The 23,683-nt window shown below is 66.8% G+C and carries 6 protein-coding genes; 1 reads left to right on the top strand and 5 read right to left on the bottom strand.

What is annotated here, in order from left to right; translation table 11 throughout:
• Positions 1-103: 103 nt before the first annotated feature.
• The 4 genes from RHCRD62_RS16765 to RHCRD62_RS16750 form a co-directional block, all read right to left on the bottom strand.
• Positions 104-17,749 (bottom strand): non-ribosomal peptide synthase/polyketide synthase, encoded by a 17,646-nt coding sequence (locus tag RHCRD62_RS16765; RefSeq protein WP_253277343.1) that lies wholly within the window; start codon positions 17,747-17,749, stop codon positions 104-106.
• 698 nt (positions 17,750-18,447) lie between these two features.
• Positions 18,448-19,188: an SDR family NAD(P)-dependent oxidoreductase gene (locus RHCRD62_RS16760; protein ID WP_050065791.1), complete on the bottom strand. Its 741-nt coding sequence runs from the start codon at positions 19,186-19,188 to the stop codon at positions 18,448-18,450.
• Positions 19,185-20,207, bottom strand: a complete 1,023-nt coding sequence (locus RHCRD62_RS16755; RefSeq protein WP_050065790.1) for a phosphotransferase family protein — start codon at positions 20,205-20,207, stop codon at positions 19,185-19,187. The genes RHCRD62_RS16760 and RHCRD62_RS16755 overlap by 4 nt, the downstream gene beginning before the upstream one ends.
• Entirely contained in the window at positions 20,207-21,412 is a 1,206-nt protein-coding gene (locus RHCRD62_RS16750) for an acyl-CoA dehydrogenase family protein (protein WP_050065789.1), read from the bottom strand. Before RHCRD62_RS16750 ends, RHCRD62_RS16755 begins: the two co-directional genes overlap by 1 nt.
• Before the next feature lie 233 nt (positions 21,413-21,645).
• Between RHCRD62_RS16750 and RHCRD62_RS16745 the strand changes: the two genes are divergently transcribed.
• Positions 21,646-22,542 carry a TetR-type transcription factor C-terminal domain-containing protein gene (locus RHCRD62_RS16745; RefSeq protein WP_050065788.1) on the top strand — a complete coding sequence of 299 codons (897 nt, stop codon included), beginning with the start codon at positions 21,646-21,648 and terminating at the stop codon, positions 22,540-22,542.
• Between the two features lie 56 nt (positions 22,543-22,598).
• Here the strand turns inward: RHCRD62_RS16745 and RHCRD62_RS16740 are convergent, their stop codons facing one another.
• Positions 22,599-23,492, bottom strand: coding sequence for an SDR family oxidoreductase (locus RHCRD62_RS16740; RefSeq protein WP_050065787.1), 894 nt, complete (start codon positions 23,490-23,492; stop codon positions 22,599-22,601).
• Between the last annotated feature and the right edge of the window lie 191 nt (positions 23,493-23,683).

Genomic DNA, 23,683 nt, shown 5'->3' with positions numbered 1-23,683 from the left:
TAGCCAAAACCTCCCGTAAAACCACTGCTAACCGGCACACGACATCGACGAAGCGCATGCCGACGACTCCGGGGTCCCCGGCTCCGTCCGGTGAACTATAGGGTCACGACGCGCTGTCGAACTGCGCTTTCCGAACAATTGACCGAGACGAACCGATCAGTGACTCGAGCACCGTGGCGAGGCCCTCGGGACCGAGCTTCGGCAGGATGCCCGGCAACAGACCCGACAACGTCACCGTGACGATCGCCTCGGGTTTGAGCGTCGCTCCCATGGTCTTCGTGACGGCCGCCAGCTTCGTTCCGAGCTGACCGTAGGTGACCTCTTTTCCGTCGTGGCTGAGAGCGATCTCGTCCGGAGCGACCCCCGCTGCCGCGGCCAACAAGTCCGGCAGATCCTGCACGGTCTGCGCCGGCTGCGGTGCGAGTCGGGAGCGTTCCTCGTCGGTGAGGATGTCGATGCTCCGCAGCATGACGTCGGGGTCCTCCGTCACTGCCTCCAGGATCCGGGTGAACCGACCGGCGAACAGACGGACCGTCTCCGGGAGGAACAGATCGGTCGCGTACAGGAACTGCAGGCCGAGCCCGACCAGCCGGCCGCGATCGTCGAACTGCTCCGAACCGGTGAGCTGCAGGTCGAACTTGGCCTGCTCGAAGCCGCTGTCCATCAGCGACACCTCGAGTCCCGGAAGCTGAAGCGACGTGGTGGCCATGTTCTGGAAGGCGAACAACACCTGGAACAACGGCGAGTACGCAGTGGACCGCTGCCTGCCGACCGCATCGACGACCCGCTCGAACGGCACATCCGCGTTGCCGAAAGCAGTCAGATCGGTGGTCCGGGTCTGCTCGAGCAGCTCGGAGAACGTCATCCCCGACCCGACGTCACTTCGCAGCACCACCGTGTTGACGAACATGCCGACGAGGTCGTCGAGGACCTGCTCACCGCGACCCGCGACCGGTGTGCCGATCGCGATGTCCGTCGAGCCCGACAGCTTCGCGAGCAGCACCGCGAACACACTGTGCACGACCATGAACACGGTCGAGTTGTGGTCACGGGCGAGGGTTGCCAGCCTGGCGGCGACGTCAGGATCGACGTCGAAGTCGAACGATGCGCCGCGCATCGACTGGCGGGCGGGTCGGCGCTGATCGGTGGGCAGTTCGAGCTGCTCAGGAAGTCCGGCGAGCTGGCCGCGCCAGTAGTCGACCTGCCGTGTCAGCAGGCTCTCGGGGTCGTCTTCCGCACCCAAGACCCGACGTTGCCACAGGGCGTAGTCGGCGTACTGCACCGCGAGTGGCGCCCAACCCGGCTCCTGACCGTCCACCCGCGCCGTGTAGGCCACCATGACGTCGCGGGTCAGCGGTCCCATCGAGAATCCGTCCGCGCTGATGTGATGCACCATCACCACGAACACGTGTTCGGTGGGGCTGAGTTCGAACAGCCGCGCCCGCACCGGCAGGTCGGCCGTGACGTCGAAGTTCCCCGACACCATCTCCACCACCTGCCCGGGCAACGACTGCTCGGTGGCGGACACCCGCTCGAGAACGGGTGTCGACTCGCTCGACGGCAGCACCACCTGCACCGGACCGTGCAGCCCGTCCGGGTACACCGTCCGGAGCACCTCGTGCCTGCGGAGCACGTCGCCGAACGCCGCCTCGAGGGCCGCGGTGTCGAGCAGACCGGACAGCCTGATGGCCACCGGGATGTTGTAGGCCGCCGAATCCGGCATCAGCCGGTTGACCAACCACATCCGCTGCTGCGCCAACGACAGCGGCAACTCGTCCGGACGATCCCCCGCGACGAGCGGGGGACGGCCACCGGACCCTGCCGTCGCAGCCACCCGCGCAGCGAGCTCGGCGACTGTCGGCGCCTCGAACAACCAGAGGACCGGAACCTGAGTGTCCAGAGCCGCGCCCAACCGCGCGGTGACCTGAGTGGCGATCAGTGAGTTGCCGCCGAGGGCGAAGAAGTCGTCGTCGAGACCGACCTGAGCGACACCGAGAACGTCACCGTATACCTCCGCCACCAACCTCTCGGCGTCCGTGGTCGGCTCCCGGAACTCGGCGGCCTCGAACTCGGGCGCCGGCAGCGCCTTCCGATCGATCTTGCCGTTGATGTTCAGGGGCAGCGCGTCGAGCACGACGATCGCCGCCGGCACCATGTAACTGGGCAGCGCCCGGGCAGCCGAAGCCTTCAGCTCGACCGCATCGATCTGCTCACCAGCCGCGGGCACCACGTACGCCACCAGCCGGTCGCCGGCTCGCTCGTCGGAGTACGCGGTAACCACTGCCGCGGCGACGGTGGGATCGGTCGCCAGCGCGGCCTCGATCTCACCGAGCTCGATCCGGAAGCCACGCACCTTGACCTGGAAGTCACTGCGCTCCAGATACTCGAGTTTCCCGTCCGGACGCCAGCTCACCAGGTCACCGGTGCGGTACATCCGCTCACCCGGCGCACCGAACGGATTGGCCACGAACCGATCCGCCGTCAGGTCCGCCCGGCCGTGGTAACCCCGTGCGAGCTGTGCGCCCGCCAGGTACAGCTCACCGGCGACGCCAATCGGAACGACATTGAGCCGACGGTCGAGCACGTACACCCGTGTGTTCCACTCCGGCTGTCCGATCGGCACCGACGCGGTGTCCGCATCGCTCGCCTCGTGCGAGGTCGCCGACACCGCCGCCTCGGTCGGGCCGTACAGGTTGACCAAGCGGGCGGAGTTCGCCGCGCGGAAGGCCTGTGCCGTGGCTGCGGGCAGCGCCTCCCCGATCGCAAGGACGCGACGCAGCGAATCCGACAATGCCGCACCGGATGCCGCGGCCGAGAGCATGGCCACCGTCGACGGCACGGCATGCAGCGTGGTGACGCGCTGGGAGCGCAGCAGATCCAGGAGGTAATCGGGGTCCTGCTGGCCGCCCGGCTTCGCGATGACCATCCGACCGCCGGATACCAGTGGCGACCAGAACTCCCACACGGACAGGTCGAACGTCGCCGCCGTCTTGAGCAGTACCGAGTCCGAGCCGTCGAGCCCGAACGCGGCAGTCTTCCACAGCAACTGGTTGACGATCGCCGCGTGGCTCACGGCGACACCCTTGGGCTTGCCCGTCGACCCGGACGTGAAGATCACATAGGCCGGGTTCTCCGGGCGCAGCGGCCGCACCCGCTCGAAGTCCTGGACGGGATCGGTCGCGAAACCGGTGAGATCGTCGGAGTCCAGGAGAAGGACAGACCTGTCCCCGGCCCCGTCGAATCCATCTCGGGAGGTGGACACGACACACACCGGTGCCGCGGTGTCCAAGATGTGCCCCGTGCGCTCAGCCGGCTGATCGGGATCGATCGGCACGTAGGCGCCACCTGCCTGAACGACCGCGTACATGCCCACCACAAGGTCGATCGATCGACGCATGGCAAGTGCCACGAGCGATTCCGGTCCGACACCACGGTCGACGAGTGCACGGGCAGCCCTGTTGACCCGGGCATCGAACTCCCGGTAGCTCAGCTCCGTTCCCTCGAACCACAGTGCAGGCGCATCCGGTGTCGCGGATGCTTGCGCGCGGAAGAGGCCTGCAAGTGTGTCGTCCGCGACGGCGATCCGAGTCTGGTTCCACTCGGTCACCAGGCGCCCGTGTTCGGCGTCGTCGAGAAGGTCGATGTCACCGACCGCGACGTCGGGATTCGAGACACTCGCCTCGACGATTCGCACGAACCGCTCGGCGAAGCGTTCGACGGTCCGCTGGTCGAACAGATCCGTCGCGAAGTGGAACATCGCCTCGACCCCGTCGGGAGCACCGTCTGCATCGAATCGCTCCACGAGGAAGAGCTGCAGGTCGAACTGCGTGATGCCGTTGTCGATGTCCAGCGCGGACACCGCCAGTCCGGGCAGTTCGAGGCTCGTCTTGGCCAGGTTCTGGAACGAGAAGCCGACCTGGAACAGCGGGTGCCGGGCGGTGGAGCGGGTGGGGTTGAGCACCTCCACGAGTCGCTCGAAGGGAACGTCCGAGTGACCGAACGCGGCCAGGTCGGCATCTTTCACCGAGGCGAGGAGCTCGGTGAAGGACTGCGCGCCGTCGACTGCGGTGCGCAGGACCAGGGTGTTGACGAACATGCCGATCAAGCCGTCCATCGCGGCGTCGCCACGTCCGGCGATCGGTGTGCCGACGGTGATGTCGTCCGTTCCCGACAACCGAGCCAAGAGCACAGCGAGTGCGGTGTGGGTTGCCATGAAGACCGTCGCTCCCGCGCCGCGTGCGAACTCGGCGAGTTCGCGGTGCAGTCGCCCGTCGATCTCGAAGGCGACGCGGCCACCCCGGTTGTCGCGCACGGCGGGTCGGGGGCGGTCGCTCGGGAGATCCAGCTGGTCCGGAATGCCGGCGAGGGTTCGCTGCCAGAAGTCGATCTGCTGTCCCGCGACCGACGACGGCTCCTCTTCGTCACCGAGCACCTGACGCTGCCAGATGGCGTAGTCGGCGTACTGCACCGGCAGCGGGCTCCATGCGGGCGGGTTCCCGCCCAACCTGGAGGCGTACGCGGTCATGACATCACCGACGAACGGCGTCATGGACGAGCCGTCTGCCGAGACGTGATGCACGACGGCCGCCAACACGTACTCGTTCGAACCCACCTCGAACAGCGTGATGCGCAACGGAATCTCCGCCGTCACGTCGAACTTGGTGGTTGCGAGCTCGAACAGACGCTCGTGCAGGTGGTCCGCATCCACCCGGACCCGGTGCAGGGTCGGGATCGCATCACCCGGCGCTGCGATGACCTGCACCGGACCGTCTGCGGTCTCGGGGTAGTGCGTCCGCAACGACTCGTGCCGTGCGACCACGTCTGCGAGCGCCGCCGTCAGTGCGTCGGTGTCCAACTCACCCGTCAACCGAATCGCCAACGGAATGTTGTACGCAGCCGACGACGTGTCGAACCGGTTCAAGAACCACATCCGCTGCTGCGCCAACGACAACGGCACCCGCTCGGGACGCGGCCCCGCCACCAATGGAGCGCGACCCCCACTGCCGGCCTCCGCACCCAACCGCGCCGCCAAGCCCACAACAGTCGACGCCTCGAACAGATCCCGGACAGGCACTCGCATGTCCAGCGCGGCCCCCAGCCGAGCCGCCAACTGTGTCGCCACCAACGAGTTGCCACCGAGTTCGAAGAAGTCGTCATCCAGACCGACCTGCTCGACCCCGAGCACCTCGCCGAACGCCGCAGCAACAACCCTCTCAACGGGCGATGACGGCGCCCTGAACTCCCTCGCCTCGAAGATCGGATCCGGCAACGCCTTACGATCCAACTTCCCCGACGAGTTCAACGGGAACTCGTCCAACACAACCAACGCCGACGGAATCATGTACGACGGCAGCCGATCACCCAGACCGGCCCGTACGGTGGCGACAGCGACCTCCGCGCCGGCAGCCGGCACCACATACCCGACCAGCTGATCACCGGTCGCCGTCGGCACCACCAGCACAACCGCCTGGCTCACCGATCCATCCGCGAGCAAAGCAGTCTCGATGTCACCGAGCTCGATCCGCTGACCGCGGAACTTCACCTGGAAATCCGTACGTCCGATGTAGTTCAACTCACCCGACGGACTCCACGTGACCAGGTCACCGGTCCGGTACATCCGCTCACCCGACACCGAGAACGGATTCGCCACGAACCGATCCGACGTCAGGTCCACCCGCTGGTAGTACCCCCGCGCCAACTGCGCACCCGCCAGATACAGCTCGCCCGGAACACCCACCGGAACCGCATGCAACCGCGAATCGAGTACATACATCTGCGAATTCCACTGCGGGCGCCCGATCGACACCGCCCCGCCTGCAGCCACGTCCGTCACATCGGCATAGGTGATCGACACCGCCGCCTCCGTCGGCCCGTACAGATTCTGTACCCGCGCCGACGACACCGCCCCGAAGGCTCGCACCGTTTCCGCCGGCAACGCCTCACCGATCACGAACACATCCCGCAGCGACACCAACGACGACGCAGGCGCGTACTCGGCGAACACCGTCAACATCGACGGCACGAAGTCGGTGAGAGTCACACCATGCGCCGCAATCGTATCCGCGACGTACACCGGATCCCGGTGGCCGTCGTGCGTCGCGACAACCAACGTCGCACCCGTCCGCAGCGGCAGGAAGTAGCCCCACAGCGACACATCGAACGTCGTCGCCGTCTTCTGCAGATACACGTCCTCCGCCGAGAACGAGTACTCGTTCTCCATCCAACGCACCTGGTTGACGATCGCACCGTGAGGAACCGCGACACCCTTCGGCTTACCCGTCGACCCCGACGTGAAGATCACATACGCCGGATGCTCCGGCCGCAGCGCCGACACCCGCTCCGCATCGGTCACCGGAGCATCGGAATGCACCGTCAGGTCCACGGCATCCAGGAAGAGAACAGCTCTCTCGCCCGGAACCTCGAAGCCGTCTCGCACAGTCGTCAACACACACACCGGGTCCGCCGTGTCGAGGACGTGACCGATTCGCTCGGACGGATGGTCCGGATCGATCGGCACGTATGCGCCACCGGCCTCGAGCACCGCATACATGCCCACAACCAGGTCGAAGGAACGCCGAACAGCCAACGCCACCAGCGACTCCGGCCCCACACCCGACGCGATCAACGCCCGCGCCAACCGGTTCACCCGCGACGCGAACTCCCCGTAGGTCAGCGACGCACCCTCGAACACCACCGCTGTCGCAGCCGGGTTCGCCGTCACCTGCGCCCGGAACTCGTCCAACAGCAACTCATCGGCCGGCAGCACGTGCGCCGAGTCGTTCCACTGGCCCAGAACTCGGACCCGCTCGGGACCGTCGAACAGATCGACGTCACCGACCGCGATCCCCGGGTCCGCCGTCACCGCGGACAGAATCCGAACGAGCCGACGTCCGAAATCAGCAATCGAATCCTCGTCGAACAGATCCGTCGCATAGATCAGGTCGACGGACATTCCGGTGAGGGCACCGGACTCGTCGGTGGCGGATTCCGTCACCGTCACCTGCAGGTCGAACTTCGCCATCCGAGCATCGACGTCGAGTGGTGCAACGCGGAGTCCCGGAAGCTCGAGTTCCGTTCGGCCCAGGTTCTGGAAGAACAGCGCGACCTGGAACAGCGGGTGCCGCGCCTGCGACCGCGCAGGCGCCAACACCTCCACCAACCGCTCGAACGGAGCATCGGCGTGGGCAAATGCACCCAGGTCGACCTCACGCGCCTGAGCCAACACATCGACGAACGAGGACGACGAATCAACCTGCATCCGCAACACCAGCGTGTTGACGAACATCCCCACCAAATCGTCGAGAGCCGCGTCACCACGGCCTGCAACCGGCGCACCGACCGCAATGTCACCGGTGCTCGACAACCGAGCCAGCAAGACCGACAACGCCGCATGCACAACCATGAACAGCGACGCACCCTGCCGCCGAGCCAGCGCGTCGAGACCGCGATGCAGCCCCGCATCGACCGAGAACGAGTACGTGGCACCACGATTCGACGCCACCGCCGGCCGCGGCCGATCCGACGGAAGATCAAGCTGCTCGGGCAACCCCGCGAGTGCCTGCTGCCAATAGTCGAGCTGCGCAGACACGAGCGAGTCCGGATCCTCCTCCGAACCCAACACCTCACGCTGCCACAACGTGTAGTCCGCGTACTGCACCGGCAACGGTGCCCACCCCGGCGCGACACCAGCAGACCTCGACACGTACGCCGTCATCACGTCCCGAATCAACGGCCCGATCGAGAAGCCGTCCGCCGCGATGTGATGAATCACCACCACGAAGACGAACTCGGTCTCCGCCGTCTGGAACAGCTGTGCCCGCACCGGCACCGCTTCGGTGACGTCAAATCCCGCCAACGCCGACTCGGCAACCCGGGCGAACAGATCGGCTTCGGACACCACCAGCGGCGTCAGATCCGGAAGCACCTGATCAACCGCCACGATCACCTGCGTCGGACCCTCGTCCGACGCAGGATAGACCGTGCGCAGAACCTCATGGCGTTCGAGCAGATCCCGCACGGCGGCCTGCAGAGCGGCCACATCCACCGCGCCGGACAGTCGCACCGCGAACGGAACGTTGTTGACCCCGGATGCGGTGTCGAATCGGTTGAGGAACCACATCCTCGTTTGCGCGGTGGACAGTGGAATACGTTCGGGGCGAGGTCCTGCGACCAGTGGAGTTGCACCGGCTCCCCGGTCGGCGATCCCGTCGACCGCCAGCGCGAGCGCCGCGACCGACGGCGCGTCGAAGAGCATGCGGACCGCGATCTTGGTACCGAGAACGGCCCCGAGTCGCGCCACCACCTGAGTGGCGATCAACGAGTTGCCACCCAACTCGAAGAAGTCGTCGTCGGCACCGACCCGCTCGACACCGAGCACCTGCTCGAACACCCCGGCCACGATCGCCTCGATCGGAGACGACGGAGCGCGGAACTCCCGCACCTCGAACACCGGCTCCGGCAACGCCTTCCGATCAAGCTTGCCGGAGGCGTTCAACGGGAAGGCGTCGAGGACGACGAACGCGGCGGGAACCATGTACGACGGCAACGTCGACCGCAAGGCACCGCCGAGCACCCGAGCGTCGGCCTGTTCATCACCAGCCGACACGACGTATGCAACGAGTCGCTGACCCGACCCGGCATCCTCGTGCACCACTGCAACTGCCTGCGACACGTTCGGATGCGCGAGCAGCGCCGCTTCGACTTCGCCCAGTTCGATGCGCTGGCCTCGCAACTTCACCTGGAAGTCCGTGCGTCCGATGTACTCCAACTCACCCGACGCAGTCCAGCGAACCAGGTCCCCGGTGCGATACATCCGCTCACCGTCACCGAACGGATCGGCCACGAACCGATCGGCGGTGAGGTCCACTCGACCGTGATACCCGCGTGCCAGCTGTACGCCGGACAGATAAAGCTCGCCTGCGACGCCAACCGGAACCGGATGCAGACGCGCGTCGAGCACGAACACCCGGGTGTTCGACACCGGCACACCCATCGGCACCGACACGGACTCGGAGCCGTCGACGCGGCGATGCGTCGAGTGCACCGCCGCCTCCGTCGGACCGTACAGGTTGTGCAGCTGCGCAGAGAAGACCGCGGCGAAGCGAACCGCTGTCTCCGCGGGCAACGCTTCACCGGCCGCGAACACGTGCCGCAACGCACCCGACGACACACCGTTCGCCGCCTGCACGTCGAGGAACACCGACAGCATCGACGGAACGAACGAGGTCGCCGTGATGCCACACCCGGCGATCACCCCGGCGAGGTACTCGGGATCACGATGGCCGTCCGGCTCGGCGATGTGCACCGAGCCACCGGTCACCAGCGGCACGAACAACTCCCATACCGACACGTCGAACGTGAACGGCGTCTTCAGCAGCACGACGTCGGATTCACCGAATCCGTACCGGACCGCCATCCATTCGACCTGGTTGACGATCGCGCCGTGGCTTACCGCAACCCCCTTCGGTCGACCCGTCGACCCGGAGGTGAAGATCACGTACGCCGGGCTCTCCGAACGCAACCGCCCGAGACGATCGACATCCGACACCGGCGCGTCCGACAGCCCGGACAAGTCGAGCTCGTCCACACACAGCACAGACCTGTCCCCCGCGACCGAGAAACCGTCACGCGCAGTCGTCAACACACACACCGGATCCGCGGAATCGAGGATGTGCCCCACCCGATCCGAAGGCTGATCCGGATCCACCGGCACATACGCACCACCGGCCGCCTGCACCGCGTAGATCCCGACCATCATCTCCAGCGACCGCCGCATCGCGACCGCCACCAGCGACTCCGGACCAACACCCACCGAAATCAGGTACCGCGCAAGACGATTCACCCGAGAAGCGAACTCGCCGTACGTCAGCGACACGCCCTCGAAACGCATTGCCACCGCATCCGGGGTCCGCCCGACCTGCGCCTCGAACAACGACACCAAGGTGCCCTCCGGCAACGCCAGTGCCGTCTCGTTCCAGGTGTCGACGACGAGCTCGAGTTCGGCATCGGCGAGCAGTGGCAGGTCCCCGATCGCGGCCGACCCGTCGGCAACGACCGCACGCAGAACCCGAACGAACCGATCCGCGAAGGTGTCGACCGTCGTCGCGTCGAACAGGTCCGTGGCGTAGATGAGATCGGCGTGCAGGCCCTCGAGTGCGCCGTCGTCGCCTGCCTTCTCGGTCAGGTCCAGGTGTAGATCGAACTTCGACACCCGTTCGTCGTAGTCGAGCGCTCTGACGTCGAGTCCCGGGAGTTGAAGTTCCGAGCGGGCCTGGTTCTGCAGCGAGAGCATCACCTGGAACAGCGGATGCCGCGCCTGCGAACGCTGCGGGTCGAGGATCTCGACGACGCGCTCGAATGGCGCGTCGGCGTGCACGAAGGCGCCGAGATCGACGTCCCGGACCTGCGCGAGCAACTCGACGAACGAGTGCGTCGGATCGACCTGCGTCCGCAGCACCAGGGTGTTGACGAACATCCCGACGAGATCGTCGAGCGCGGCCTCACCGCGCCCGGCCACGGGGGCACCGACGGCGATGTCACCAGCACCGGACAGCCGGGCAAGCAGCACCGACAACGCCGCATGCACAACCATGAACAATGTCGCACCCTGCGCCCGCGCCAACTCGTCGAGGGCTCGGTGCAGATCGGCATCGATCGCGAACGCATGGGTGGCACCACGATACGAGGCGGCCACCGGACGCGGTCGGTCCCACGGCAGGTCCAACTGATCCGGCAACCCCTCCAGCTGGGTTGACCAGTAGCGCAACTGGGCCGCGATCACCGACTCCTCGTCGTCCTCGGAGCCCAGTACTTCCCGCTGCCACAGTGCGTAATCCGCATACTGCACCTGCAGCGGTGCCCACGCCGGCTCCACACCCGACGACCGCGACACATACGCAGTCATCACATCCCGAACCAACGGACCCACCGAGAAGCCGTCTGCCGCAATGTGATGCACGACCATCGCCAACACGAACTCGCCATCCGCCGTCTCGAGCAGACGGACCCGCAGCGGAATCTCCGTGCTGACGTCGAAACCGACCGAGAAGAACTCGGCCAACACCGAGTACAGCTCCGTGGTCGGGACCGGCTCGGGCGACAGTGCAGGGGCCGCCTCGACTGCGGGCAACACGACCTGGCAGATCTCTCCCCCGGTATCGGGATAGACCGTCCGCAGCGCTTCGTGACGGCCGATGACGTCGGCGACGGCCTGCTCGAGAGCCACGACGTCGAGCTCGCCGGACATCGCAAGTGCCAGCGGCAGGTTGTACACCACCGACTCGGGATCGAACCGGTTCAGGAACCACATCCGTTGCTGCGCCAGCGACAACGGAATCCGGTCCGGCCGAGCCTGCGCGACGAGCGCAGGACGCGCACCCGTGCCTGCGATCGATTCGACTGCCGCCGCCAGCGCAGCGACCGTGGACGCCTCGAACAGCACACGCACCGGCACAGTCGTGTCGAGCGCCGCGCCGATCCGGGCAACCACCTGCGTCGCGATCAGCGAGTTGCCGCCGAGTTCGAAGAAGTCGTCGTCCAGGCCGACCAGATCCACACCGAGCACATCGGCGAACACATCGGCTACCGTCTCCTCGACCGGTGTGGACGGGGCGCGGTACGGCCGCGACTCGAACACCGGCTCCGGCAGTGCCTTCCGATCGAGCTTGCCCACCGGCGTCCGCGGGATCTCGTCGATCACCATGATCGCCGTCGGCACCATGTACGCCGGCACAGACTGCCCGATGAAAGCGGCGAGCTCCGTCGTGTCGATCGAGCGACCGGACGCAGGGACCACGTAGGAGACCAGTGCCGTGGTTCCGTTGGCATTGGTGTGACCGAGCGTGATCGCAAAATCCACGTCGTCGTGGGCGATGAGCGCGGATTCGATCTCGCCGAGTTCGATGCGGTAGCCGCGGACCTTGACCTGGAAGTCCGACCGGCCGACGTACTCGAGGTCACCGCCCGAAGTCCACCGCACCAGATCACCGGTCCGGTACATCCGGCTGCCACCGGAACCGAACGGATCCGCGACGAACCGATCCGCAGTGAGGCCATTCCGGCCCCGATAGCCACGGGCCAACCCCGGCCCCGCCAGATACAGCTCAGCTGTGACACCGACCGGCACCAGCTCGAGCCGGCTGTCGAGCACCATTGCGCGTGTACCGCACACCGGCGAGCCCACGGTGACAACCTGCCCCGGTACCAACGGCCCTGTGCTCGTGCTGACAACCGTGCTCTCGGTCGGTCCGTACGCGTTCACGAACACTCGGCCACCCGCCCAGCGTGCAACCAGTTCCGGCGGGCATGCCTCGCCGCCGACCCCGACCACCCGCAGGTCCGGCAGGTCGGTCGGGTCGACGGACGCGAGCGCGACCGGAGTCATCATCAGGTGCGTCACCCGTTCGCGGCGCACCAGTTCCGCAAGCTCGGCGCCACCGAACACTGTCGGGGGCGCAATCACCATCGTCGCGACCAGAGTTGCGGCGAGCAGCATCTCGTGGACCGAGATGTCGAAGCTGGGCGACCCGACGTGCAACGTCCGGGGGTCAACCCCGCTCGGGAAGGCGGCCCGCTGGTATGCAGCGAAGTTCGCCAACCCCGCATGGGTGACGACGACACCCTTCGGCAACCCCGTCGACCCCGAGGTGTAGATGATGTACGCCGGGTTCTCGAGCCGCAGTGGACGAATCCGATCGGCATCGGTCAGCGGCGCGGCCGACATCTCGTCGCATCGGGCCGCAAGTCCGGCATCGTCCAGCGCCAACCACCGCAGCCCACCCGGCAGCTCTGCCGCGAACCGCGCCACCGTGACACCTGTCACGGCGCCACAGTCGGAAACCATGTGGACGACCCGGTCGGCCGGATAGTTCGGGTCGACCGGCACGAATGCGGCCCCGGTCTTCGCGACGGCCCACACCGCCACAACCGATTCGATCGACCGCGGAATCGCAACCGCAACCGCAGTCTCCGGCCCAGCCCCCGACTCGATCAACAGCCGTGCCAGTCGCGACGAACGCTCGTCGAGTTCCCGATAGGTGACCTCGACACCCAACGAGGTCAGCGCCACCGACGAGGGTCGCTCCACCGCTGCCGCGGTCAACAGATCCACCAGGGTCTGTGGCTTCGGCCCGGGCGGGCCGACTCGAACCAGATCGGCACGCTCGTCTGCATCGAGAATGTCGACGTCACCCACGGGAAGTCCCGGCGCCGAGAGCACCGCTTCGAGAATCCGCAGGAACCTGGTCGCGAATCCGGCCACGGTCGACTCGTCGAACAGATCGCAGGCGTACACGAACTCGGCCGCCACGTCCTCCGTGACTGCAGCGCCGCGCGGTCGGTCGGCGACGGTCAACTGCAGATCGAACTTCGACAGGTCGACGTGTACCTCGTCGGCCGTCACCACCAAACCAGGTAGTTCGACCTCGGCACGCTCCATGTTCTCGAAGGAGAGCCCCACCTGGAACAGCGGGTGTCGCGCGGTGGACCGAGCCGGCTTCAGCGCCTGCACGAGCTGCTCGAACGGCACGTCGGCATGCCCGAATGCGGCGAGGTCATGATCACGCACCTGCGTCACGAGGTCGACGAACGAGGAACCACCGTCCACCCGGGTGCGCAGCACGAGGGTGTTGACGAACATGCCGATGAGGTCGTCGAGAGCCTGCTCACCGCGACCCGCGACAACGGTGCCCACCGCGATGTCCGACGTGCCGCTCAGGCGCGACAACAGCACAGTCAGTGCCGCATGCGTCACCATGAACGGCGTCACGCCCTGGGTGCGAGCGAAGCCGACCAGCGACTGGTAGGTCTGTGCCGGGATCGCGAAGCGCAACCGCCCACCGCTGAAGGACTGGACCATCGGGCGCGGCCGGTCCGTCGGCAGGTCCAATTGATCGGGCAGCCCTGCCAGTTCGGTCCGCCAGAATTCGATCTGCCTGGAGGACAACGAATCCCGATCGCCGTCGGTTCCGAGGCGCTCGCGCTGCCAGAGCGCGTAGTCGGCGTACTGGACGACCAACGGGGGCCACGCCGGTGCCGCACCCTGGTGCCTCGCGGTGTAGGCGGCGACCACGTCCCGAGCGAGCACCGACAGCGAGACACCGTCCGCCGCGATGTGGTGTACGACTATCCCGACTGCGACCTCGCCGGGTTCGAGGGACTCACCCCCCGAATCGATCAACTCGAACATCCGGATCCTGATCGGGACCTCGGTTGTGACGTCGAAACCGCCGCGAGCGAAATCGGCCAGGCGCACCACGAGTTCCTCGTCGGTGACCCGTTCGACCTGGCCGAGCCGAGCGACCTCTTCCACCGGCACGACAACCTGGTGTGCCCCGCTCGGCGAGTCCGGGAACACCGTGCGCAGCGCCTCGTGCCGCTCGAGCACGTCGGTCAGGGCCGCCGTCAGCGCACCGGTGTCGACCTGCCCCGACATGCGCACCACGAACGGCATGTTGTAGGTGGCGGCCGCAGGGTCGAACTGGTTGAGGAACCACATGCGCTGCTGGGCGAGCGAGAGCGGAACGAACTTCGGACGCGGGCCCGCCACCAGCTCGAGGGCACTTTCGTGAGTTCCCGCCTGAGAGTCGACCCTGGCAGCCAGACCGAACACCGTCGGCGCCTCGAACAGCGCCCGCACACCCAACCGGATTCCGAAAGCCGCCCCGATCCTGGACACAACCTGGTTGGCGATCAGCGAGTCGCCGCCGAGGTCGAAGAAGCTGGCGTCCGCACTCACGCGCTCGAGCCCGAGAACATCGGCGAAGATGCCGGCGACCATCTCCTCGGACAGGGTTCGGGGGCTTCGGTACTCGGCGATGCCGGGGGTGATCACCGGAACAGGCAGAGCCCTGCGATCGAGCTTGCCGGAGGCATTCAACGGGAATGCCTCGAGCACCACGATCGTCGACGGCACCATGTAGACCGGCAACACCGACCCCAACGCCGATCGCAATGCCTCACCCTGGACGACCTGACGGGCAGCCGGCACCACGTAGGCGACGAGGTGGTCGCCGGCGCCCGCGTCGGATCGCACCATCGCGGCCGCCTGCGCCACCCGCGCGTCAGCGATCAACGCCGTCTCGATCTCACCGAGCTCGATGCGCTGACCACGCAGCTTGACCTGGAAGTCCGTGCGCCCCAAGTACTCCAACTCACCCGCGGACGTCCACACCACCAGATCGCCGGTTCGGTACATCCGCTCACCCGACCGGAACGGATTCGCCACGAACCGATCGGCCGTCAGATCCGGACGACCGTGGTACCCACGCGCCAACTGCACACCCGACAGATACAGCTCACCTGCAACACCCACCGGCACCGGACGCATCCGCGCATCGAGCACGAACGTCTGGGTGTTCCACACCGGCGCACCCATCGGCACACTCGTCACATCAGCCTCGGTGACCTCGTGGAAGGTCACCTCCACCGCAGCCTCCGTCGGCCCGTACAGGTTGTGTAACCGCGCCGACGGCCACAACCGATGCAACGCCTCTGCCGTCGACACCGGAAGGCCCTCGCCCGAGCAGAACACACGCGTCACCGCCGTGCACGACGCAGCGGACGGCTCGGTCACGAACACCGACAGCATCGACGGGACGAAATGCACCGACGTCACCGACTCCTCGGCGATCACCCGCGCCAGGTACTGCGGATCCCGATGCCCGTCCGGCTCCGCCACCACCAACCGCGCACCAACCTGCAACGGGGCGAACAGCTCCCACACCGACACGTCGAACGTCACCGGCGTCTTCTGCAACACCACATCCGACGGCGTGAACCCGTACTCCGCTTGCGCCCACACGAGACGGTTCACCACCGAACGATGCGACACCGCTACGCCCTTCGGGCGCCCCGTCGATCCCGACGTGAAGATCACGTACGCCGCATTCTCCGCCCGCAGCGCCCCGAGCCGCTCCGCATCCGACACCGGCGAGTCCGCATACCCCGACAGATCCAGCCCGTCCACACACAGGACAGACGTCTGCCCCGGAACCTCGAAACCGTCACGCGCCGTGGACAACACACACACCGGTGCCGCAGAGTCCAGGATGTGCGCCATCCGCTCCACCGGCTGATCCGGATCCACCGGCACGTACGCGCCACCGGCGGCCTGCACCGCGTAGATCCCAACCATCATCTCCAGCGACCGCCGCATCGCGACCGCCACCAACGACTCCGGACCCACACCAATCGAAATCAGATACCGCGCAAGACTATTCACCCGGGAGGCGAATTCGCCGTACGTCAACGACTCACCTTCGAACGACACCGCCACCGCATCCGGCGTCCGCCCGACCTGCTCCTCGAACAACGACACCAACGTGCCCTCCGGCACCTCGCGCGTGGTTTCGTTCCAGGTGTCGACGACGAGCTCCCGCTCGGCATCGGTGGCCAGCGGAAGAGCCCATACTGCCGTATCCGCGTCAGCGGCAAGGAACTTGCCGAGGAAGGCGAGAAACCGCGAATGATGTTCGAGGGCTTCGGATTCGGTGTAGAGATTCGGGTTGGTCTCGAAGTCGATGTGGGTCCGCGTACCGGCAACGCTCTGGTAGAAGTTGACCGCGAGGTCCTCGACGACACCCGTCGACAGGATGTGGAGTTCTCCGACCACCGTGCCGAACGCGACCTCGTCGTGGAAGAGCATGATGTTGACGAGCGGGCCCAGCAGATCGCGCTGCGTATTCGCCGTCGAGGCGTCACGCCGGATGTCTTCATGACGGTAGCGCTGGTGCCGCAGAGCACCGGTCACCGCGGCCTGGACCTGACCGAGCAGTCCGGACACCACGGTGTCGGCGGCCACCCGAATCCGCAGCGGAACGATGTTCGACAACATGCCGCCCGAGTTGCGCATGATTGCGGTGGTACGGGCCGTCACGGGAAGACTCAGGACGACATCTTCCCTACCGGTCGCCTGCGCAAGATAGGCGGCGAACGCCGCGAGCAACATGCCGGACGGCGACGAGCCGAGTCGGGTGGCTGCATGGTCGAGTGCGGATTCCTCGTCGAGCGACAACGCCCCGCTGACGATGCCGCCATTGATCGCCGGCGCGGCCGAGCGTCCGGCGAAACTCGTCGCCTCCTCGACTCCGTCGATCTGCTCCATCCAGTACTCACGGTCGGTGGCAAACCGAGTGCTCTCGCGGTACGCCACCTCGGATTCGTACAGGTTGCGCAATGTCCACACCTTGCCGGGCCGGACGGCCTGGTCCTCGAGCAGCGCGGTGTAGACCTCGGCGACCCGCTTCATGTAGGTCATGGCGCCGTACCCGTCGAGCGCAATGTGGTGCACCCGCGCATACCAGAGGTACCGGCTGTCCTCGATCCGGAGAGTGGCGCCCTTGATGAGCCGATCGGCGACGAGGTCGACCGGGGCGGCCAGGTCGGCGCGCATCCACGCCATCGCCGCCGCAAACGGGTCGGACTCTTCGCGCAGGTCGAGAACCTGGACATGGTCGATGATCGTGCGATCGACGACCTGCTGCGGGACGCCGTCGATTTCGACCAGTCGCAGGTAGCCCGTCTCGATCTCCTGCGAGGCAATGATGCACGCCTGCTCGAGCACGGCGGTGTTGACGGGACCGTGAAGATCGATGTACTGACCGATGTTGAAGGGAACCTCGGGGTCGACGTGCTGCGCGTACCAAATGCCCAACTGAGCGTGCGACAACGGAAACACGTCCATTGCCTCGACGCCGTCGGCCTGGATGGTGCTGTCGAAGTCCGTGCTGTCGAAACCTTCGATCGCAGTCAACTGATACCCCTGATTCCGGAACACTTCACGAGTTCCCACAGCCATCTCGACACCGGTGCCGCACAGCGGGCATGGCTCACTGAACGGCAGGCATGGTCCGCCGAAATGGATCTCGTCAAATAGAAAGCCGATAACGGCTGAAGGTGTGCGCCCCGATGGCGCGAGTAGCGGTCAGCGGATCCGGCACCCACGGATCCGACTCGGCAGCGACCCCGCCGAACTCAACGCCGAAGGTCGGCGACGGCCGGTTCGCTTCGAGTGTGCGCGACGCTGGCAGAACAATGTGTGATGGTGGTTGAACACAGCACATGGTGTCCGTCACTCCATTGTGTGTTCATAGATCGCCCTCCCGAAAGACAATCATTCCGCCGCACGCGGCGGTCCTTCTGACCACGACGGGAGCGGTTGCCGCCCATCGCACGGAAAACTTACCGCGTTCCCATGTCCGGCGAGGTGGTTTGGCGAGTTCCTTCGACAAGCGTCCAACTCCAGGTCGCCCGCACGACCACACACCAGCCATTCACGGCCGCACAGGAGCGAGCAGTTGAGGGTTTCGGCAGGTCAGACAGCTACCGACAGGCCACCATGAGCCTTCATTGCTGGTCACAGAATGATTGTGGCCAGGTCACAGTTTGTGACCTGGCCTAATCAATCTGAAGTTGGCTGGATGTTTGCGCGACTATCGGGTGCGCTTCCGATCAAGCACGAAGACCGTCGGTTCCGGCCCGCGTCACCACGATGTTCGGAACGACCGCCTTCGACGACAATCGGAGCAGTGAATCGACCAGTTCGACGATGTCACCGACCTCGATCATCTCCTCGGCCGGGATCTTGTCGTGGATCCACGCACTCATGTCGGTGTCGACGTACGCCGGCGAGATCGCCGTCGCCGTCACGCCGTTCCCGGACTCCTCGGTGTTGAACGTCGACACCAGTGAGATCAGGGCGGCCTTCGTCGCGCCGTACACCCCGAGCTGCGCTTCCGAGTACACCCCGGTGATCGACGACAGTGCGACGACCTTCGCGCCCCGACCGAGATTCGCGGCGGCAGCGACACGCAACAGAGGCAGGCACTGCTGCAGCAGCAGCACCGGCGCGCGCAGGTTCACGGCGAGGGTCTTGTCGAAACGCCGCATGGGGAAGTCCCCGATCGCGCCCGCCGTTCCGACGCCCGCGTTGACGATCAGTGCGTCCATCGCACCGAACTCCGCGGCGTGACGCTCGGTGAGAACGCCGACGGCATCCGGATCGGCGAGATCACCCGCCACGGCGACCACCCGGGGAGCCCCCGCTGCCTTGAGCGTGTCCGCGACCTCGGTCAGCCGCTGCTCGTCCCGCGCCGAAATGGTGAGCGAATAACCTTGCGCTGCAAGCCTGTTCGCGATGCCAAGCCCGATTCCCCGGGATGCCCCGGTGACCAGTGCACTTTTCTCGCTCATGCCGATGCTCCCGTCAGGACCCGCAGGCCCGCTGCCATGAATTCGCCGGTGGCCTCCGCGGCCCGCTCGGCGCCGCTACCCGCATCCGACCCCTGCCGCGCCCGATGCGTGATGCCCTCACCGATCACACCGAGCTTGAAGTTCGCCAACGCCAGGTAGAAGTTCCAGTCGCCGAGATCGCGTCCCGACGCCGTCGCGTACGTCTGAGCGAGCTCGTCCGGGGACGGCAGCCGCGGACTGGTCCACGCCGCCTCCGAACCCAGGACCAGATCGAAGACCGGGGTGCGGTACACGCACATGAGCGCGGCGTCGGTCAGCGGGTCGCCGAGCGTGGACATCTCCCAATCCACCACCGCGCGCACCGTCGACGGATCGCGTGCATCGAGGATCGTGTTGTCGATCCTGAAGTCGCCGTGCACGATCGACGCCGCGGACGACTCCGGAATGGACTCGGCGAGGCGCGCGTGCAGCCGTGCGACGTCGGGCAACTCACGGGTCTTCACCCGGTCCCACTGGCCCGCCCACAGCTTCACCTGACGCGTCACGAACCCGTCGGGCCTGCCGAACTCGCCGAGCCCGACGGCCCGGTAGTCCACGGAATGCAGGTCCGCGAGCACCCGGACGAGTGCATGGGTCGAATCGCGAACTTCGACGTCGGACAGGGCGGCGAGGTCGGCCTGGTCACGCACGACACGACCGTCCACGAACTCGACGACGGTCATCTGCGCACCGAGCGCCGCGCCCTCCTCGTCGAACGCGACGGTCCGCGCCACCGGCACCGCCGAGTCCTGCAGCGCGCTGGTCACGCGGAACTCGCGCGCCATGTCGTGCGCCGACGGCGTCAGACCACTGGTCGGGGGTCGTCGCACGATCCAGGTGTGCGTCGAATCGGAGGCCTTGAACGTCAGATTCGAGCGCCCACCGCTGACCAACTCGACCGTCAGGTCACCAGCGACGTCGACGCCACTGTCGACCAGGAACCGGCGCAGTGCCGGGGCATCCATACCGGGAAGGGTCATCAGGACTCCTTCTGTGCGCGCTTGGCCGCGCCGACGACGCGCTTGGCCAGCGCCCAGCGATGCACCTCGGACGGGCCGTCGTACACCCGGAACGGGCGAACCTCACGGGACAGTCGCGCCAGCGGAAGGTCGCCGGAGACGCCCATGCCACCGCACATCTGGACGCTGCGGTCGACGATCCGGAAGATGGCCTCCGCGGCGAAGGTCTTGGCGATGGCCGTCGAGTTGGCTGCCTTGTCGCCCTGGTCCAGTTCCCAGCACGCGCGGGTCAGCAGCGCACGCGTGGCGGCGATGTCGATCTCGTTGTCGGCGACCATCTGCTGCACCATGCCGAGGTCACCGAGCTTGCCACCGAACGCCTCCCGCTTCGCGACGTAGTCGACCGCGATGTCGTGCCCACGTCGAGCGGCACCGAGCCAGCGCATCACGTGCGTCATGCGAGCGGGTCCGAGGCGCACCTGCGCGTACTCGAAGCCGCGGTCCACCTCGCCGAGCACCGCGGAGTCCGGGACCAGCAGGTCCTCGAAGAACACCTCGCAGTGCCCACCGATCATGGACTTGTCGAGCGTGTCGATGTGCCGCCCGACCCGGATACCGGGCGCGTCCGCGGGCGTGAGGAACATCGTCGCGCCGCCGCGGTCGCCGGGTTCGCCCGCGGTGCGCGCGAAGATGATGAAGAAGCCCGCTCCGTCGGCACCGGTGATGAACCACTTGTGCCCGTTGATCCGCCAGCCGCCGTCGGCCTTGACGGCACGCGTGGTCAGCGCCGACGGATCGGCTCCCGCGCCGGGCGCCGGTTCGGTCATCGCGAACGCCGACCGCACGTCGCCGTGGGCGAGGGGCGCGAGGTACTGCTCCTTCTGCTCCGGGTTCGCGATGTGGGCGAGCATGTGGACGTTGCCCTCGTCCGGGGCCGCGATGTTCAGCGCGGTCGGGCCGAACAGCGAGTACCCGGCCTCCTCGAACACGGGGGCGCGGTCGGACATGTTCAGTCCGTGGCCGCCGTACTCGACCGGCGCGTGCGGCGCGAACACGCCCGCGTCCTTCGCGGCCTGCTGCAGCTTCACCCGTATCTCGTCGCCGCCTGCGACGGCAATGTCGCCGCCGTGCTCGTCCTCGATCGGCAGCACGTGGTCCCGGGTGAACGCACGGGTCCGCTCGATCAGCGACTCCACGTCGGGCGAATAGGTCAGGTCGATCGCCACGGAAACTCTCCTCGGTCACGTTGTCCGAGCGATCGCTCGGCCTGCAGGCCAGGGTGCCACAGGCGCGTCGATCGGGTCAACACTAGTGGTTATGGCCCCATGACCACACGGCTCCGCGCGGTCTTCGACGTTCAGATTCCCTGATCTCACCGGAGTGTTCAGTTATACTGAACATGTTCCGGGCGCAGCCTCGCACACGACAGGCGAGCCCGGCGCCGACGAGAGGGAGATCGGTGAACGACAAGCAGGACACACCGGCGGCGATCAGGGCCGCGCGGCTCGATGCGGATCTGACGGTGCGCGAACTGGCGCGGCGCCTCGCCGTCAGTCCGGCAACGGTCAGCGCGATAGAGAACGGCAGGACCGGGGTCAGTGTCGAACGTATTCGCGCCATCGCCGAGGCGGTCGGCACCACCGCGGGCCGACTGCTCGGCGACCACCACGAGCCGATGCCGTCACACCACAGGAGCAGCGGTGCCCCGAGGTCCGCTGCGCCGCGGGAGCCCCACGACGCCCCGGACATCACCTCGACAGGAGTGCACTGGCGCGACTTCCCGCCACTGGAGGTCGATCCGGTTCTGGCCGCGGCGATCGACGCGTTCGTCGAGACCGGCTACCACGGCGCCACGGTCCGCGCACTGGCCGGCCGGGCCGGAATGAGTGTCCCCGGGGTCTACCACCACTACCGGGACAAGCAGGCACTGTTGGTCCGCGCGCTCGATCTCACGATGGACGAGCTGCACTGGCGGATACGAGCCGCCCGCGACGAAGGCGTCACGGCTGTGCGGCGGGTGGCCCTGATCGTGGAGGCACTCGCGCTCTACCACACACACCGTCGCAAGCTCGCGTTCATCGGGGCGAGCGAGATGCGCAGCGTCGAGGAACCCGATCGAACGCGAATTACGCTTTCCCGCAGTCAGATCCAATACCTGCTCGACGAGCAGATCGATGCCGCGGTGCGGGACGGCGACCTCTCCACACGGCATCCACGCGATGCCGGTCGAGCCATCGCGACGATGTGCACGTCGCTGCCGCAGTGGTTCCGGTCGGACGGCCCGTCGACACCCGAACAGATCGCCACGGAGTACGCGGAGTTCGCGCTCGACCTCCTCGGACGCACCGCGGGCTGAACCGGCGGGACCGGACGGGATTTCCGGCGATCGTGGAACCCCGTCCGGCGCTTCCGTCAGGAGCGGGTCGTGCCTGCCATCGTCGAGTTGGGGCGGGCCTGCGCAACGAGGGCGGGGATGACCTCACCGAGCTCCGCCGGATCCCAGCGGGCGTCCTTCGAGACGCTCGGACCGGCAACCCAGGTCTCGGCGACGCTGATCGAACCACCGTGGACGTTGAACACCCGGCCGGTGACCCCCTCGGACTCCGGCGAGCCGAGCCACACGACGGTCGGCGAGATGTTCTCCGGAGCGGCCGCGTCGAACCCGGTGCGGGCCTTCTCCGCTTCAGCCGCCGCGACGAATCCGTCCAGCCCGGCCGTCATCTGGGTGAGCGCGGTCGGGGCGATCGCGTTGACCGTGACACCGAGGCGAGCCAGTTCGTCGGCGAGGATGACGGTGAATGCGGCGATGCCCGCCTTCGCGGCACCGTAGTTCGTCTGGCCGAGGTTTCCGTACAGCCCGGAGGGCGACGACGTGTTGATGATCCGCGGATGTGCAACGGGCGTGCCCGCCTTGTGCTGTTCCCGCCAGTACGACGCGGCGTGCTGCGAGGGCGCGAACGTGCCGCGAAGGTGCACGCGCATGACGTCGTCCCACTGGTCGACGGTCATGTTCACGAACATCTTGTCCCGCAGGATGCCCGCGTTGTTGACGAGCACGTGCAGCGTGCCGAACTCCTCGATCGCGGTGCGCACCAGTCGGCCGGCTCCGTCGAAGTCGGAGATGTCGTCCTTGTTCGCGACGGCCTCGCCACCGAGGGCCTTGATCTCCTCGACCACGTCCTCGGCCGGACCGAGGTCGTTGACGACGACCTTCGCGCCCTGCCTGGCGAATTCCAGCGCGTGCTGCCGCCCGATGCCTCCGGCGGCTCCGGTGACGATGACCACGCGTCCGTCGTTGATGCCCATCCCTGCACACTCCCAGTTCGGTGACGTATCGGGCCGAATCTCGGCCGACGTCACCGTACAAGAGCAGGGGCACGGCGGGATTCGAGCGGTTCCGCTGCCGCCGCAGGCCAAGATGGTGCGCGATACACATCGTGTGTATCGTGCACACGATTCTGACTCGTCATCACGCAGACCGACCGGCCTGCACCCGA

This window comes from Rhodococcus sp. RD6.2 (assembly GCF_001040705.1).
Classification (GTDB): Bacteria; Actinomycetota; Actinomycetes; order Mycobacteriales; family Mycobacteriaceae; genus Rhodococcus_G.
The sequence above is the reverse complement of the archived record's forward strand: the minus strand, read 5'-3'. Positions and strand labels throughout refer to the sequence as shown.

Bases quoted from the DNA above. Each gene is read 5' to 3' on its own strand.
- RHCRD62_RS16760 (WP_050065791.1), bottom strand. From the start codon at position 19,188: ATGAGCGAGAAAAGTGCACTGGTCACCGGGGCATCCCGGGGAATCGGG.
- RHCRD62_RS16755 (WP_050065790.1), bottom strand. From the start codon at position 20,207: ATGACCCTTCCCGGTATGGATGCCCCGGCACTGCGCCGGTTCCTGGTC.
- RHCRD62_RS16740 (WP_050065787.1), bottom strand. From the start codon at position 23,492: ATGGGCATCAACGACGGACGCGTGGTCATCGTCACCGGAGCCGCCGGA.